Annotated in this window: 16 protein-coding genes and 1 tRNA gene; 14 read left to right on the forward strand and 3 right to left on the reverse strand. The window is 40.0% G+C overall.

The genetic code is table 11. The annotated features are described in order from the left end of the window. Positions 1-70 precede the first annotated feature (70 nt). The 9 genes from HPOKI112_RS01860 to HPOKI112_RS01900 all read left to right on the forward strand — a co-directional run bounded on the left by HPOKI112_RS01860 (position 71) and on the right by HPOKI112_RS01900 (position 5,578). A tRNA-Arg gene (locus tag HPOKI112_RS01860) sits at positions 71-147 on the forward strand. 87 nt (positions 148-234) lie between these two features. Then, on the forward strand, positions 235-1,227 hold the full coding sequence (ilvC, locus tag HPOKI112_RS01865) for a ketol-acid reductoisomerase (RefSeq protein ID WP_025309661.1): 993 nt from the start codon (positions 235-237) through the stop codon (positions 1,225-1,227). A gap of 18 nt (positions 1,228-1,245) precedes the next feature. Then, a complete protein-coding gene (minD, locus tag HPOKI112_RS01870) occupies positions 1,246-2,052 on the forward strand; it encodes a septum site-determining protein MinD (protein WP_025309662.1) in 807 nt (268 codons plus the stop codon). Next, on the forward strand, positions 2,049-2,282 hold the full coding sequence (minE, locus tag HPOKI112_RS01875) for a cell division topological specificity factor MinE (protein ID WP_000051414.1): 234 nt from the start codon (positions 2,049-2,051) through the stop codon (positions 2,280-2,282). The genes minD and minE overlap by 4 nt, the downstream gene beginning before the upstream one ends. 6 nt (positions 2,283-2,288) lie before the next feature. Continuing rightward, the gene (dprA, locus tag HPOKI112_RS01880) at positions 2,289-3,089 is read left to right on the forward strand and encodes a DNA-processing protein DprA (RefSeq protein WP_025309663.1); all 801 of its coding nucleotides are present in this window, start codon (positions 2,289-2,291) and stop codon (positions 3,087-3,089) included. Next, positions 3,086-3,490, forward strand: a complete 405-nt coding sequence (gene ruvX / locus HPOKI112_RS01885; protein WP_025309664.1) for a Holliday junction resolvase RuvX — start codon at positions 3,086-3,088, stop codon at positions 3,488-3,490. The genes dprA and ruvX overlap by 4 nt, the downstream gene beginning before the upstream one ends. A 130-nt stretch (positions 3,491-3,620) precedes the next feature. Beyond that, positions 3,621-4,511, forward strand: a complete 891-nt coding sequence (locus tag HPOKI112_RS01890; RefSeq protein ID WP_025309665.1) for an SEL1-like repeat protein — start codon at positions 3,621-3,623, stop codon at positions 4,509-4,511. Positions 4,512-4,695: 184 nt separating this feature from the next. After that, positions 4,696-5,034, forward strand: a complete 339-nt coding sequence (locus tag HPOKI112_RS01895; protein WP_025275693.1) for a hypothetical protein — start codon at positions 4,696-4,698, stop codon at positions 5,032-5,034. Continuing rightward, positions 5,018-5,578 carry a hypothetical protein gene (locus HPOKI112_RS01900; protein WP_025275694.1) on the forward strand — a complete coding sequence of 187 codons (561 nt, stop codon included), beginning with the start codon at positions 5,018-5,020 and terminating at the stop codon, positions 5,576-5,578. The genes HPOKI112_RS01895 and HPOKI112_RS01900 overlap by 17 nt, the downstream gene beginning before the upstream one ends. A 101-nt stretch (positions 5,579-5,679) precedes the next feature. Here the strand turns inward: HPOKI112_RS01900 and HPOKI112_RS01905 are convergent, their stop codons facing one another. The 3 genes from HPOKI112_RS01905 to pyrG are packed head-to-tail and all read right to left on the reverse strand — an operon-like array spanning position 5,680 to position 9,736. Continuing rightward, positions 5,680-6,561, reverse strand: a complete 882-nt coding sequence (locus HPOKI112_RS01905) for an RluA family pseudouridine synthase (RefSeq protein WP_025275695.1) — start codon at positions 6,559-6,561, stop codon at positions 5,680-5,682. Continuing rightward, positions 6,561-8,111 carry a single-stranded-DNA-specific exonuclease RecJ gene (gene recJ / locus HPOKI112_RS01910; RefSeq protein ID WP_025309666.1) on the reverse strand — a complete coding sequence of 517 codons (1,551 nt, stop codon included), beginning with the start codon at positions 8,109-8,111 and terminating at the stop codon, positions 6,561-6,563. The genes HPOKI112_RS01905 and recJ overlap by 1 nt, the downstream gene beginning before the upstream one ends. Before the next feature lie 8 nt (positions 8,112-8,119). Further along, positions 8,120-9,736 (reverse strand): glutamine hydrolyzing CTP synthase, encoded by a 1,617-nt coding sequence (pyrG, locus tag HPOKI112_RS01915; protein WP_025309667.1) that lies wholly within the window; start codon positions 9,734-9,736, stop codon positions 8,120-8,122. Positions 9,737-9,991: 255 nt separating this feature from the next. Here pyrG and HPOKI112_RS01920 point away from each other — a divergent pair, with 255 nt between their 5' ends. Genes HPOKI112_RS01920 through dxs form a run of 5 tightly spaced genes read left to right on the forward strand, consistent with a single transcriptional unit; the run spans position 9,992 to position 16,052 of the window. Then, complete coding sequence (locus HPOKI112_RS01920) at positions 9,992-10,654, forward strand: phosphatase PAP2 family protein (RefSeq protein WP_025275698.1); 663 nt, start codon at positions 9,992-9,994, stop codon at positions 10,652-10,654. A gap of 43 nt (positions 10,655-10,697) precedes the next feature. After that, entirely contained in the window at positions 10,698-12,401 is a 1,704-nt protein-coding gene (fliF, locus tag HPOKI112_RS01925) for a flagellar basal-body MS-ring/collar protein FliF (RefSeq protein ID WP_025275699.1), read from the forward strand. 12 nt (positions 12,402-12,413) lie between these two features. Then, positions 12,414-13,445, forward strand: coding sequence for a flagellar motor switch protein FliG (gene fliG, locus HPOKI112_RS01930; RefSeq protein ID WP_000201859.1), 1,032 nt, complete (start codon positions 12,414-12,416; stop codon positions 13,443-13,445). Continuing rightward, complete coding sequence (gene fliH, locus HPOKI112_RS01935) at positions 13,432-14,208, forward strand: flagellar assembly protein FliH (protein WP_025275700.1); 777 nt, start codon at positions 13,432-13,434, stop codon at positions 14,206-14,208. Before fliG ends, fliH begins: the two co-directional genes overlap by 14 nt. 2 nt (positions 14,209-14,210) lie before the next feature. Further along, positions 14,211-16,052, forward strand: coding sequence for a 1-deoxy-D-xylulose-5-phosphate synthase (dxs, locus tag HPOKI112_RS01940; protein WP_025275701.1), 1,842 nt, complete (start codon positions 14,211-14,213; stop codon positions 16,050-16,052). Positions 16,053-16,067 lie beyond the last annotated feature (15 nt).

Consider the following 16,067-nt stretch of genomic DNA (forward strand, 5'->3'; position numbering starts at 1 on the left):
TAGAAAAAACGCATCGTTTAAGTGAAAAATTAGCTTTTCTTGCTATAATCATCGTTTCACTTCTTTAAAAGTGCTCGTAGCTCAGCTGAATAGAGCAACAGGTTGCGGTCCTGTAGGTCGTGGGTTTGAATCCCTCCGAGCACACCATTTTTTAACATTCTGCATGTTTTTAAACATTATCGCTCTCATTATGGTAAAATAAATACTTGCTTAAACACGCTAGGAGATTTGATTTTGGCATTACCCGTTTATTATGATAAAGACATTGATTTAGGCGTTATCCAATCCTTACAAGTGGGCATTATTGGCTATGGCGCGCAAGGAGAAGCCCAAGCACTCAATTTGAGGGACTCTAAAGTAAAAGTGCGTATTGGCTTGTATCAAGGGAGTTTGAGCGTTTCAAAAGCAAAAGCAGAGGGCTTTGAGGTGCTAGAAGTCAAGGAATTAGTCCAACAATCTGATCTGATTATGGCGCTTCTTCCGGACGAATTGCATAAGGAAGTGTTAGAAAAAGAAGTGATCCCTTTTTTAAAAGAAGGCCAAATTGTGGGCTTTGCTCATGGTTTTAGCGTGCATTTCAATCAGGTTGTTCTTCCAAAAGGCGTGGGCGTAATTTTAGTCGCGCCAAAAGGGCCCGGGAGCGCTTTAAGAGAAGAATATCTTAAAAATAGGGGCTTATACCATTTGATCGCCATAGAGCAAGAAAATTCAAAAAATAACGCTAAAGCGGTGGCTTTAAGCTACGCTAAAGCGATGGGCGGAGGGAGAATGGGGGTTTTAGAAACGAGCTTTAAAGAAGAATGCGAGAGCGATTTATTCGGCGAGCAAGCGGTTTTGTGCGGGGGGTTAGAAGCGGTTGTGAGAATGGGGTTTGAAACTTTAATTAAGGCAGGATACCATGAAGAATTAGCCTATTTTGAATGCGTGCATGAAGTGAAATTGGTGGCGGATTTATTGCATTATAAGGGGGTGGAGGGCTTAAGGAAACACATTTCTAACACCGCTGAATTTGGAGCGATTAAACATAGAGAGCCTATGGGAAATCTGTTAGAAAAACGCATGCAAAAAATCTTAAAAAAGATTCAAAACGGCTCATTCGCTAAGGATTTTTTACTAGAAAAGAGCTTGAATTACCCCAGGTTAAACACAGAGAGGAAAGCCCTTAAAGAGACTAAAATAGAACAAATTGGGGAAATTTTACGCGCACCATTCAATCATAAAAAATAAATCATTAAAAGGAATCATATGGCAATAGTAGTTACTACCACTTCAGGTAAGGGGGGCGTGGGCAAAAGCACCACCACGGCTAATTTAGCGATCGGCTTGGCTGAGAGCGGTAAAAAAGTCGTAGCGGTTGATTTTGACATAGGCCTTAGGAACTTGGATATGATTTTAGGCTTAGAAAATCGCATTGTTTATGATGTGGTGGATGTGATGGAAAAAAATTGCAACCTTTCGCAGGCTTTGATCACGGATAAAAAGACTAAAAACCTTTCTTTTTTAGCGGCTTCACAAAGCAAGGATAAAAATATTTTAGATAAGGAAAAAGTAGCGATTTTAATCAACGCTTTAAGGGCGGATTTTGACTATATTTTAATTGACTCACCGGCTGGGATTGAAAGCGGCTTTGAGCATGCGATTTTGCATGCGGACATGGCGTTAGTGGTGGTAACGCCCGAAGTGAGTTCCTTAAGGGATAGCGACAGAGTGATTGGCATTATTGACGCGAAGTCTAATCGGGCCAAAAAGGGCATGGAGGTGCATAAGCATTTGATAATCAATCGCTTAAAACCTGAATTAGTGGCAAATGGTGAGATGATTTCCATAGAAGAAGTGCTTAAGATTTTATGCCTGCCTTTAATTGGGATCATTCCAGAAGATCACCATATTATTTCAGCGACCAATAAGGGCGAGCCGGTGATTCGCACGGATTGCGAGAGTGCGAAAGCTTACCAGCGCATCACCAGAAGGATTTTAGGCGAAGAAGTGGAATATGTGGAATTTAAGGCTAAAAAAGGCTTTTTTAGCGCGTTAAAAGGGATATTTTCATGAGTTTGTTTGATTTTTTTAAAAACAAAGGGAGCGCGGCCACCGCAACCGATAGATTGAAATTGATTCTAGCCAAAGAGCGCACCTTAAATTTACCCTACATGGAAGAGATGCGTAAAGAAATCATTGCCGTTATTCAAAAATACACTAAATCTTCAGACATCCATTTCAAAACTCTCGATAGCAACCAGAGCGTGGAAACGATTGAAGTGGAAATTATACTGCCTAAATAGTTTGAAATGAAAAGTAATTTCCAATACAGCACGCTAGAGAATATCCCTAAAGCCTTTGACATTCTCAAAGACCCCCCTAAAAAACTCTATTGTGTGGGCGATATAAAGCTTTTGAGAGCACCTTTAAAAGTGGCTATCATAGGCACAAGAAGACCCACCCCTTACAGCAAGCAACACACCATCACTCTAGCCAGAGAGCTTGCTAAAAATGGCGCGGTTATTGTGAGCGGAGGAGCGTTGGGCGTGGATATTATCGCTCAAGAAAACGCCTTACCAAAAACCATCATGCTTTCGCCTTGCAGTTTGGATTTAATCTATCCCACGAACAATCATAAAGTGATCCAAGAAATCGCGCAAAACGGCTTGATTTTAAGCGAATATGAAAAGGATTTTATGCCCGTTAAAGGCTCTTTTTTAGCGAGAAACCGCCTGGTGATCGCTTTAAGCGATGCGGTAATTATCCCCCAAGCGGATTTAAAAAGCGGCTCTATGAGCAGCGCGAGATTAGCCCAAAAGTATCAAAAACCCTTATTTGTTTTGCCCCAGCGCCTGAATGAGAGCGATGGCACTAATGAGCTTTTAGAAAAAGGGCAGGCTCAAGGGATATTTAATATTCAAAATTTTATAAACACCCTTTTAAAAGACCACCATTTAAAAGAAATGCCTGAAATCAAAGACGAATTTTTAGAATATTGCGCCAAAAACCCTAGCTATGAAGAGGCGTATCTCAAATTTGGGGATAAGCTTTTAGAATACGAGCTGTTGGGTAAGATCAAGCGCATCAATCATATCGTGGTGTTAGCGTGATTTTGGCATGCGATGTGGGGCTGAAGCGCATTGGGATTGCTGCGCTTTTAAACGGCGTTATCTTGCCTTTAGAAGCGATTTTACGCCACAACAGGAATCAGGCCTCTAGGGATTTGAGCGATTTATTGAGGGAAAAAAACATTCAGGTGCTGGTGGTGGGCAAGCCCAATGAAAGCTATGCGGACACGAACGCGCGCATTGAACATTTCATCAAGCTTTTGGATTTTAAGGGCGAAATCGTTTTTATTAATGAAGACAGATCCAGCATAGAAGCCTATGAAAATTTAGGGCATTTGGGTAAGAAAAACAAGCGGCTCGCTATTAAAGACGGCCGGCTAGACTCTTTGAGCGCTTGTAGGATCTTGGAGCGCTATTGCCAGCAGGTTTTAAAAAAGCACTAGATTTGATTGCAATTTGATTATAATAAAGTCTAATTTTTCAATAAAGAGAGAAGCGTCATGCTGGAAAATTTCAAAAAAGCCGTTTTTAGGGCTTTGTGTTTGTGTTGTGTGTTTATTGGGGGGGGGGTTAATGGCAGAGCCAAACCCTGAAGAGCTTGTTGATTTGGGTATGCTGAGTTATGACAAGCAAGATTTTTCTAAAGCTAGGAAGTATTTTGAAAGAGCGTGTGGTTTGAATAATAGTGGGGGGTGTGGTGCTTTAGGGGATCTGTATGATGATGTAGAAAAAAACTTAATAAAAGCCGCTCAACTTTACACTAAAGCGTGTGAGTTAAAAGAAGGTGTGGGGTGTAAGAGATTATGGTCATTATATTATTATGGTCGAGGCGTAGAAAAAAACTTAACAAAAGCCACTCAATACTTCTCTAAAGCATGCGATTTGAAAGATGGTGGGGGGTGTGGTAATTTGGGGGTGTTATATCAAAATGGTCAGGGAGTGGAAAAAGACTTAACAAAAGCCGCTCAATTCTGTTCTAAAGCATGCAATTTGAATAATAGTTGGGGGTGTGGTTATTTAGGTTTTCTATATGAATATGGTCAAGGGGTAGGAGAGGACTTAACAAAAGCCGCTCAATTTTATTCTAAAGCTTGCGATTTGAATAATGGTAGGGGGTGTAATAATTTAGGGGTTCTATATGAATATGGTCAAGGGGTGGAAAAAGACTTAATAAAAACCGCTTATCTTTATTCTAAAGCATGCGATTTGAATATTGGTGATGGGTGTAAGAATTTAGGGGTGTTATATGCTACTGGTCTAGGCGTAGAAAAGGACTCAACAAAAGCCGCTCAATTCTGTTCTAAAGCATGCAATTTGAATAATAGTTGGGGGTGTGGTTATTTAGGTTTTCTATATGAATATGGTCAAGGGGTGGAAAAAGACTTAATAAAAACCGCTTACTTTTATTCTAAGGCCTGCAAATTAGGAGAACAGCTGGCATGCGAGGCGCTCAAAGAAAAATAAGGGACAAAAAACATGCGATAGCCTCACCTAGAAACTATCCCACAAAAGCCCTATTTTATGGGGTTAGAGCATCGCCAAAATGCCCCCTATTCTTTTAAGAAGATATTTACTAGAGAGTTTTAATCTTTTTTTGGTATTCTTTTAAGGATCATTAGTTTTAAAAACTCTTTAAAAACGGATAATAATGAAAATCATGCATCAAGTTAGGGATTTTTTAGATTCTTGCAAACAAACGATCCAAAAAAATTCTAATGAAGTCTTTCAAAAAACCAAACGAGCGTTTTTTAAAGAAGAATCTCAAAAAATCAGAGAGCAAGCGGTTAAAATCGTGGAAAAATGCTTGAAAAAAGAGGGCATGAAATTGAGCGATTTTAACGAAGAAGAATTGAAAATCATGTTTGAAGCGGAAGAAAAAAGATTGTTAGAGCAAATCCACGCTAAAGAATTGAAAGAAAAACAAGAAAAAACCACCAAGCATTTTAAAGAAGTTTGGGAAAAGGGCGAGAATGAGCAAGAAAAATAGCGTAATTTCTGGTTTGATGAATTTTTTTAGCGAAAAGAATGAACGCTGGCTGTTAGCCCATAGGCACACGAGAGGGTTTGTGATAGTGGCGTGGCTTTTTAGGTTTAAAAGCATTGCGTTTTCTATTTTCATCACTCTGTTGGTTATTTTAGTGGATATTTGGGTTTATAGCGATGTGCGCCAGTTTTTATTGGACACTTCTAGCTCTTTTATTTGGCTTTTAATCGCTTTACTAATCAAGTGGGGCGTGATTGTCATAAGCACGCGCAAATGCTACCAATTCAGCCAAAAAATGTTTGCGTTAATCCAAAGAAAAAGGCAAATCAGAGAGAATTTAAAAAACCGCTCCAACTACAAAGACACCAAAAATGCGGGAAAACTCTCTAGCATCGCTGAAGAAATCATTTCAAAAAAACAAGGAGAGTCCCGCCACAAAGAAGATTCTAATAACGAAAACCATAAAGACAAGCTTTCTAACATTACCGAAGAAATGATTCTTAAAAAACAAGAGGAATTGAAATCTAGAAAGGATAAGGGGGATTAAAAAAGCATATAGAAAACCTTAATCAAAAAACCCCCCAAAAAAGAAAATAATCAATAAAATAATCAATAAAAGCAATCAGGGGATAATCAATAAAAAAAGGGTCAATCTTTTAAAAAAGGCATGAAGCGTTCGGGCATTGGGGAAGCGATTTGATAGATCGCCCCTTTAAATTCAAACTCTAAACTAGCGGCATGGAGCATGAGTAAAGGGGCGTTATTTTCGCGCTTTAATTGAAGGTATTCTCTAGCGTTTTCATCTGCCACCCCATAAAGTCCCTCGCCCACGATCCTGTGATTTATACTGCTTAAATGCAAGCGGATCTGGTGCGTGCGCCCAGTGAGTGGGGTTATTTTAAGCAAGCTTATATCCAAAAAAGGGTTATAGCTTAAAGGCTCAACAAGGGTGATTGAAGGCTTGCCTAAAGGAGAAATTTGAGATCGAATGCGCAAGTCTTCTTGAATGTTTTGTGGCGTTAGAATGGGTTTGTCTATTTTCATATTTTTTTCAACCAACCCATGCACTAGCGCTAAATAAGTTTTTTTTACTTTTTTTTGCATGAAAAGCGCTTTTAAATCCTTAGCGCTCTGTAAGGTTTTGCCCGCTAAAACTAACCCGCTCGTTTCATAGTCTAGTCTGTGGGCTGGGTGGGCGTTTTTACCCAAATGCGATTGGATGCAATCTAATAAGCTTTCATGGTAAAAATAGCCTTTAGGGTGGGTATAGACTTGAGCGGGTTTGTCAAATGCGCCAAAATCCTTAGTCTCAAAAACAAGCTTTTCTTGTTTTTCATTAGGCTTGAAATAAATCAAGCGAACGACCCCTTGAATGATTTGAGATTTACGCACGGCTTGTTGGTTTTGTTTTAAGCGTTGCTTGTCAAGGTGCCGTTGGGCTTCTTTTAGAGAGCATTTTAAAACATCGCGTACCAAAAACAAGGCTTTGGTGGGTTTTAAAATTTCAAATTCTTCTTCAACAAAAGGCACTACAACAAACTTTTAACAAACATTTTAGGCTCATTAGAACACTCATCTAATTCCACGCTAAAAAGCACGCTCACCTTTTCGCCCGCTTTCAAAAACCGATCAGCGTTAAAATAAATCGCCTCTTTGACGCATTCTTTATCCTTAAAACGCAAAACCTGGTGGCTTTCTTTAATGATTTTTTCTTCTACGATTTCTAAATTTTGTGCCTGGAATAAAGGCTCAGGGTTTTCTTGCCCATAAGGTTCGCCCATCTCTATAATCTCTAAAAGCTCTCTGTCAATGTCTTTTAATTTGAGCGTTAAAGGGGGTTCTTTTTCACAAAAAGGTAAGACTTTAAAATCAAAATTTTCTAAAGTTTCAAAGAGCGAGACGATATTGTTTTTTTCAACGCTCAATCCGCAAGCTTGCCTATGCCCTCCATAGCCGAGCAATAAAGAAGAAACCCCATTCAAAGCGTCAATCAAGTCAATATTTGGAGAGCTACGAGCGCTCCCTTTATACACCCCTTCTTTAAAGGTAAAAACCAGGCTTGGCTTTTGAGTGGCTTCCACTAATTTTGAAGCCACAATCCCTAACACGCCCTCATGCCAATCCTCCTTAAAAGCGACGATAATTTTTTCTCCAACCATCGCATGCTTAAAAGCCTCTTCAAAAACCTGCTGTTGGATCATTTTACGCTTCATATTGCATGCTTTCAAGCGTTCATACAAAAAATAGCCATCTTGAAAATTATTCGCGCTTAAAAAATCTAAAGCCATTTTCGCATCTTGCATGCGCCCTGCGGAGTTGATTAAGGGGGCGATACTGAAAGAAATATCGCTCGCTTTTAAAGAGCGTTTTCTAAAAACTTCTCTTTGGCGCAAAAACCCCATCGCCCCTAAAGATTCTTTTTGCAAAAAATACAAGGCTTTAGAAACTAAAAAGCGGTTAAAAAAAGTCAAAGGCATCATGTCAGCAATAGTCGCCACGCCCGCCAAGCATAGCAACTCGCTAGAATGGCTTTTTTCTTTTCCTAGAAGTTGGTGGATGCCATAGCACAAATAAAACGCCACCAACGCCCCGCACACTTCCTTTTGGATAAAATCACAATCCGGTTGCTTGGGGTTGATCACCGCATAAGCGTCTGGGACTTCATCATGGTGTAAGCAATGGTGATCTGTGATGATAAGGGTGTAATTTTTTTCTTTGCAAAATCGCGCGGCTTCAAAGGCGCTAATCCCATTATCCACCGTGATGATTAAAGGGGCGTGGTGTTTTTCTAAAAATTTTTTAGAAATCCCATAGCCATCAATGAAGCGATTAGGGATTATAATGCGAACATGCTTATAATTCAGGCTTTCAAAGAATTTTGCCATGATAGTAGAGCTAATCACGCCGTCAGCGTCATAATCGCCCACCACTAAAATTTCTGTGTTTGTACGCATGGCTTCTATGATTTTGAGTGCGGCTTTTTTCAAGTCTTTAAATAAAAAGGGGCTAGGAAACCCTTTTTCCTTATAAGTGATAGAAGCCACTCGCTCTTTGATTTGAGCTTTAAGCTTTTGTTTCATTTTTTAGATTAGGATTTATGAAGAGCGCTCTTAATGAAATCCAAAATAATAGGGTTAGGGCTTTGCAACCTGGAGGTGAATTCCGGATGGAATTGCACCCCCACAAAGAACGGGTGATCTTCTAATTCAATCGCTTCTATCAAATGATTCGCTCCAAAACCCACCACTTTCAAGCCCTTATTTTCCCACTCTTGGCGGTATTTGGGGTTGATTTCATAACGATGGCGGTGCCTTTCTTTAATGCTAGGCTTTTTATAAGCTTTTTCTAACAAGCTATTTGGCACGATTTCACATTCATATTCGCCTAATCGCATGGTGCCACCCAATGGCGAATTATAGGTGCGCACCTGTTTTTGGTGGTTTTGATCCATAAAATCTTCAATCAAATACACCACAGGGTATTCGCAGCGTTGGTTAAACTCCGTAGAGTTAGCCCCTTTTAAACCCAAAACATTGCGGCAAAATTCAACGATCGCTAATTGCATGCCCAAACAAATCCCTAAAAAGGGGAGTTTTTCTAACCTAGCTCTTTGAATGGCGCAAATTTTGCCCTCAATCCCCCTTTCTCCAAAGCCCCCCGGCACTAAAATCGCATCAACGCCCTCTAAATCCGTCTTTTCATTAAAATTCTCGCTATCTAGCCATTCAATATTGACTTGCGTATCCAGATGCGCGCCCGCATGGATTAAGGCTTCAATCAAGGATTTATAAGATTCTTTTAAGCTTAAATACTTGCCTACAAAACCAATTTTGACTTTGTGTTTAGGAGCGATAATCTTTTCTACTAAAGTGTTCCAAGCCGCCATTTTGGGGTGTAGTTTATTCAAATTAAAGCGTCTGGCAATGGGGGTTAAAATGCCTTCTTGCAAGAAAAGAATAGGGCATGCGTAAATGCTTTTAGTGTCTGTGGCGACAATCACGCTGTCTTGCTCCACATCGCAACTCAAAGCGATCTTTTTTTTCAATTCTTTATCCAAAGGCTTAGGCGATCGCGCCAAAATGATTTGAGGGGTTACGCCAAGACGCCGTAATTCTTGGACGGAGTGTTGCGTGGGTTTGGTTTTTAGTTCGTTAGTGGTTTGGATATAGGGGATCAAAGTTACATGCACATTGATGACTTTTTCATTCCCTAATTCCAATTTGAGCTGGCGGATCGCTTCCAAATAAAACATGCCCTCCATATCGCCCACGGTTCCGCCCACTTCCACGATTAAAAAATCCAACCCCTTAGCCGTGCTTTTAATGCGCCTTTTGATTTCATCGGTTACATGGGGGACGATTTGAATGGTTTTGCCTAAATATTCCCCTTTCCTTTCATTTTCTATCACGCTTGAAAAAATCTGCCCGGTAGTGAAATTATTCAACCTTGTTAAATTCCTGTTCAAAAAGCGTTCATAATGCCCTATGTCTAAATCCGTTTCAGCGCCATCGCTAGTTACAAACACTTCCCCATGCTCTAAAGGACTCATGGTGCCTGGATCAATATTGATATAAGGATCAATCTTCAAAATAGAAACCTGGTAATTGCAATGCTGCAAAAGCGTAGCGATTGAAGAAGATGAAATCCCTTTCCCTAGAGAGCTTAACACGCCCCCTGTAACGAATATAAATTTGGCTCTATCCATTATGTCGTGTTCCTTTGATTTTTACTTCTCACATTGTAGTCTAAAAAGGGTTAAAAAGCTTTAAAAGAGGGTAAAAATTAAAGCGATTTCAAAAAAAAAAAAAAAACAATTTCAGTTTCTTATTAGCTAGGTTTGATTAAAATGAAAAGCTTTTATGTGTTTAAACTTCATTGTCTTAAATTTTTTAAGAGCGATTTTAAAGTTCGTTGGCGTATAATATAAGTTTTGAATTAACTACTAGAAGGGTTTTAAATAATGGCTGAAAATTCTTTCAAAAATGTTTCCACACAACCCAAACCATTTTTCTTATTACCAGTGAAAACCCTGTTTCTTTTAGGAGGCGTTTTTAGCGCGTTTTTTATTATGATTGCTGGTTTAGTCCTTTTTGGTTACACCAACTCAATGGACCATGCCATTTTTAGCTTGATGCGTTCAAATTCTTCTAACCCCATTTTAGATCAAGCACTCCAACGCGTTGTTTTTTTAGGCTCTTCTCAATTCGTGTTGCCTTTGAGCTTGTTAGTGGGGGTGTTTTTAAGCCTTTATCGCAGAAACTTAGCGCTTGGGGTGTGGTTTGTGTTAAGCGTGATCTTATTTGAAGCCCTTTTAGAATCTTTAAAACATCTTTTGGCACACTCCATTCAATGGCTTTCGCACAGCGCTAATTTCCCTAGCGCTATCGCGCTTTCTTTAGCCCTTTTTTATGGGTTGCTTGTTTTATTGTTACCCCATTTGATCACGCATCAAATATTTCAAAACATTCTTTCTTGTAGTTTGCTTGGTTTGATTCTTTTAATAAGCTTAGTGCTGATTGTTTTAGGGGTGTCTTTTAGCAGTGTTTTAGGAGGGGTTTGTTTAGGGGCGTTAGGGGCTTGTTTTTCCATAGGGATTTATTTGAGCGTGTTCCAAAAGATCTAAGCGAACGGCTTAAAAGAATGAAAATTTTATCAAGGTTTTAATATTGGATTTAAAGGTATTATTGCAACGGATTGTTGATTTTTTCATCAAACTCAATAAAAAGCAAAAAATCGCCCTAATCGCAGCCGGGGTTTTAATCACCGCTTTGCTTGTGTTTTTATTGCTCTATCCCTTTAAAGAAAAAGACTACGCGCAAGGGGGTTATGGGGTTTTATTTGAAGGCTTAGACTCTAGCGATAACGCTTTAATCTTACAACACCTCCAGCAAAACCAAATCCCTTATAAAGTCTCCAAAGACGACACCATTCTTATCCCTAAAGATAAAGTGTATGAAGAAAGGATCACTCTAGCTTCTCAAGGAATCCCTAAAACGAGTAAAGTGGGCTTTGAAATCTTTGACACTAAAGACTTTGGGGCGACTGATTTTGATCAAAATATCAAACTCATTCGTGCCATTGAGGGCGAATTGTCGCGCACGATTGAAAGTTTAAACCCCATTCTTAAAGCCAATGTGCATATTGCAATCCCTAAAGACAGCGTGTTTGTGGCTAAAGAAGTCCCTCCTAGTGCTTCGGTAATGCTCAAACTCAAGCCTGACATGAAGCTTTCACCCACTCAAATTTTAGGGATTAAAAATTTAATCGCTGCAGCTGTGCCTAAACTCACGATAGAAAATGTGAAAATCGTGAATGAAAACGGCGAATCAATAGGCGAGGGCGATATACTAGAAAACTCCAAAGAATTAGCCCTAGAGCAATTGCATTACAAACAAAATTTTGAAAACATTTTAGAAAATAAGATTGTCAATATCTTAGCCCCTATTGTGGGGGGTAAAAACAAGGTGGTTGCAAGGGTCAATGCGGAGTTTGATTTCAGCCAAAAGAAAAGCACTAAAGAGACTTTTGATCCCAATAATGTCGTAAGGAGCGAGCAGAATTTAGAAGAAAAAAAAGAAGGCGCTCCTAAAAAACAAGTCGGCGGCGTGCCTGGGGTTGTGAGCAATATTGGGCCTGTGCAAGGATTGAAAGACAATAAAGAGCCAGAAAAATACGAAAAGTCTCAAAACACGACCAATTATGAAGTGGGTAAAACCATTAGCGAGATTAAGGGCGAGTTTGGCACTTTAGTGCGTTTGAATGCGGCGGTTGTGGTGGATGGCAGGTATAAAATCGCGCTTAAAGACGGGGCAAACGCTTTAGAATACGAGCCTTTGAGCGATGAATCGCTTAAAAAAATCAACGCTCTAGTGAAACAGGCCATTGGCTATAACCAAAATAGAGGCGATGATGTGGCGGTGAGTAATTTTGAGTTTAACCCTATGGCACCCCTGCTTGATAACGCTACTTTGAGCGAAAAAATCATGCACAAAACTCAAAAAATCTTAGGTTCATTCACGCCTTTAATCAAGTATATTTTAGTGTTTATAGTGCTATTTATTTTCTATAAAAAAGTGATTGTGCCTTTCAGCGAACGCATGCTGGAAGTAGTGCCTGATGAAGATAAGGAAGTGAAATCCATGTTTGAAGAGATGGATGAAGAAGAAGATGAATTGAACAAACTCGGCGATTTGAGGAAAAAAGTAGAAGATCAATTAGGGCTTAATGCAACCTTTAGCGAAGAAGAAGTAAGATACGAAATCATTTTAGAAAAGATTAGAGGGACCCTTAAAGAGCGCCCTGATGAAATCGCCACGCTCTTTAAACTCTTAATCAAAGATGAAATCTCTTCAGACAGCGCGAAAGGTTAAAAAAGGTTAAAAATGGCAACCAAGCTTACCCCCAAACAAAAGGCTCAATTAGACGAACTTTCCATGAGTGAAAAAATCGCTATTTTACTCATTCAAGTGGGCGAAGACACCACAGGCGAGATTTTAAGGCATTTAGACATTGACTCCATTACAGAGATTTCTAAGCAAATCGTGCAATTAAACGGCACAGACAAGCAAATCGGTGCGGCGGTTTTAGAGGAATTTTTTGCGATTTTTCAGTCTAACCAATACATCAATACCGGCGGTTTAGAATACGCTAGAGAGCTTTTAACCAGGACTTTAGGGAGCGAAGAAGCCAGAAAAGTGATGGACAAACTCACTAAAAGCTTGCAAACGCAAAAAAACTTCGCTTATTTAGGCAAAATCAAGCCCCAACAACTCGCTGATTTCATCATTAACGAACACCCTCAAACCATTGCCTTGATTTTAGCCCACATGGAAGCCCCTAATGCGGCTGAGACTTTGAGCTATTTCCCTGATGAAATGAAAGCGGAAATCTCCATTAGAATGGCGAATTTAGGCGAAATATCGCCCCAAGTGGTTAAAAGGGTTTCCACGGTGTTGGAAAACAAACTAGAATCGCTCACCAGTTATAAAATTGAAGTGGGCGGTTTGAGAGCGGTGGCTGAAATCTTTAACCGCTTAGGTCAAAAGAGCGCTAAAACCACGCTCGCTCGCATTGAAAGCGTGGATAACAAGCTCGCCGGCGCGATTAAAGAAATGATGTTCACTTTTGAAGACATAGCCAAACTAGACAATTTCGCTATCAGAGAGATTTTGAAAGTAGCGGATAAAAAAGACTTGTCTTTGGCACTAAAAACCTCCACCCAAGATTTAACCGATAAATTCTTAAACAACATGAGCAGCAGGGCTGCAGAGCAGTTTGTAGAAGAAATGCAATATTTAGGGGCAGTCAAAATCAAAGATGTGGATGTGGCCCAAAGGAAAATCATTGAAATCGTGCAGAGCTTGCAAGAAAAAGGCGTGATCCAAACCGGTGAAGAGGAAGATGTCATTGAATAGCCGTAAAAACTTGATCCAAAAAGACCATTTAAATAAGCATGACATTCAAAAATACGAATTTAAGAGCATGGTAAACTTACCCCCTAAAACCAATCCTAATGGCGCGTCTTTAGAAACGCCTAACCCACAAGAGCCTTTGGAAAAAAAAGCGATAGAAAACGATTTGATTGATTGCTTGTTGAAAAAAACCGATGAGCTTTCAAGCCATTTAGTGAAATTGCAAATGCAATTTGAAAAAGCCCAAGAAGAGAGCAAAGCTTTGATTGAAAACGCTAAAAACGACGGCTATAAAATCGGCTTTAAAGAGGGCGAAGAAAAAATGCGTAACGAGCTCACTCACAGCGTGAATGAAGAAAAGAACCAGCTTTTGCATGCGATCACGGCTTTAGATGAAAAAATGAAAAAATCACAAGATCATTTAATGGCTTTAGAAAAGGAGTTGAGCGCGATTGCGATAGATATAGCTAAAGAAGTGATCCTTAAGGAAGTGGAAGACAACAGCCAAAAAGTAGCCCTTGCTTTAGCTGAAGAGCTTTTAAAAAACGTTTTAGACGCAACGGATATTCATTTAAAAGTCAATCCTTTGGATTACCCTTATTTAAACGAGCGTTTGCAAAACGCTTCCAAAATCAAATTAGAGAGCAATGAGGCTATTTCTAAAGGAGGCGTTATGATCACTAGCTCTAATGGGAGTCTTGATGGGAATTTGATGGAGCGCTTTAAAACGCTCAAAGAAAGCGTGTTGGAAAATTTTAAGGTGTGATTTTGCAAAATAAAACTTTTGATTTAAACCCTAACGATATTGCAGGCTTGGAGTTGGTGTGCCAAACGCTACGGAATCGTATTTTAGAAGTGGTGAGCGCTAATGGGGGGCATTTAAGCTCTTCTTTAGGGGCTGTGGAGCTGATTGTGGGCATGCATGCCCTATTTGATTGCCAAAAAAACCCTTTTATTTTTGACACTTCGCACCAAGCTTACGCCCATAAGCTTTTAACCGGGCGTTTTGAAAGCTTTAGCACTTTAAGGCAGTTTCAAGGTTTGAGCGGTTTTACTAAACCCAGCGAGAGCGCATACGATTATTTCATCGCCGGGCATAGTTCCACTTCGGTGTCTATAGGCGTGGGGGTGGCTAAAGCTTTTTGTTTGAAACAAGTGCTAGGCATGCCTATCGCTTTACTAGGCGATGGGAGCATTAGCGCAGGGATTTTTTATGAAGCCTTAAACGAACTGGGCGATAGGAAATACCCCATGATCATGATTTTGAACGATAATGAAATGAGTATCAGCACGCCTATTGGAGCCTTATCCAAAGCCCTTAGCCAGCTGATGAAAGGCCCGTTTTACCAGTCTTTCCGCTCTAAAGTTAAAAAAATCTTAAGCACCTTACCTGAAAGCGTGAATTACTTAGCGAGCCGTTTTGAAGAATCTTTTAAACTCATCACCCCGGGCGTGTTTTTTGAAGAATTAGGCATTAACTATATAGGGCCTATTAATGGGCATGATTTGAGCGCGATTATTGAAACCTTAAAACTCGCCAAAGAGCTTAAAGAGCCGGTGTTAATCCATGCGCAAACCTTAAAGGGCAAAGGCTATAAAATCGCTGAAGGGCGGTATGAAAAATGGCATGGGGTGGGGCCTTTTGATTTGGATACCGGCTTGTCTAAAAAATCCAAAAGCGCGATTTTATCGCCCACTGAAGCGTATTCTAACACCCTTTTAGAATTGGCCAAGAAAGATGAAAAAATCGTAGGCGTAACCGCAGCGATGCCTAGCGGCACAGGATTAGACAAACTCATTGACGCTTACCCTTTGCGCTTTTTTGATGTCGCTATCGCTGAACAACACGCCTTAACTTCTAGCAGCGCTATGGCTAAAGAGGGGTTTAAACCTTTTGTGAGTATCTATTCTACTTTTTTGCAAAGGGCTTATGATTCCATTGTGCATGACGCTTGCATTTCTAGCTTGCCGATTAAATTGGCCATTGATAGGGCCGGGATTGTGGGCGAAGATGGCGAGACGCACCAAGGGCTTTTAGACGTGTCGTATTTGCGCTCTATCCCTAACATGGTCATTTTTGCCCCACGAGATAATGAGACTTTAAAAAACGCCGTGCGTTTTGCTAATGAGCATGATTCAAGCCCTTGCGCGTTCCGCTACCCTAGGGGGTCGTTTGCGCTAAAAGAGGGGGTTTTTGAGCCTAGTGGTTTTGTTTTAGGCCAAAGCGAATTATTGAAAAAAGAGGGTGAAATTTTACTCATAGGCTATGGTAATGGCGTGGGGCGGGCGCATTTAGTCCAACTGGCTTTAAAAGAAAAAAACATAGAATGCGCGCTTTTGGATCTCAGGTTTTTAAAGCCCTTAGATCAAAATTTAAGCGCGATCATTGCCCCTTATCAAAAGCTCTATGTTTTTAGCGATAATTACAAGCTTGGGGGGGTGGCTAGCGCGATTTTAGAGTTTTTGAGCGAACAAAATATTTTAAAGCCTGTTAAAAGCTTTGAAATCATGGATGAATTTATCATGCATGGGAACACCGCTTTAGTGGAAAAATCCTTAGGCTTAGACACAGAGAGTTTGACTGACGCTATTTTAAAAGATTTAGGATAAGAGAGATGAAAACAA

Origin of the sequence: Helicobacter pylori oki112 (assembly GCF_000600085.1) — a bacterium.
Taxonomy (GTDB): Bacteria; Campylobacterota; Campylobacteria; order Campylobacterales; family Helicobacteraceae; genus Helicobacter; species Helicobacter pylori_CY.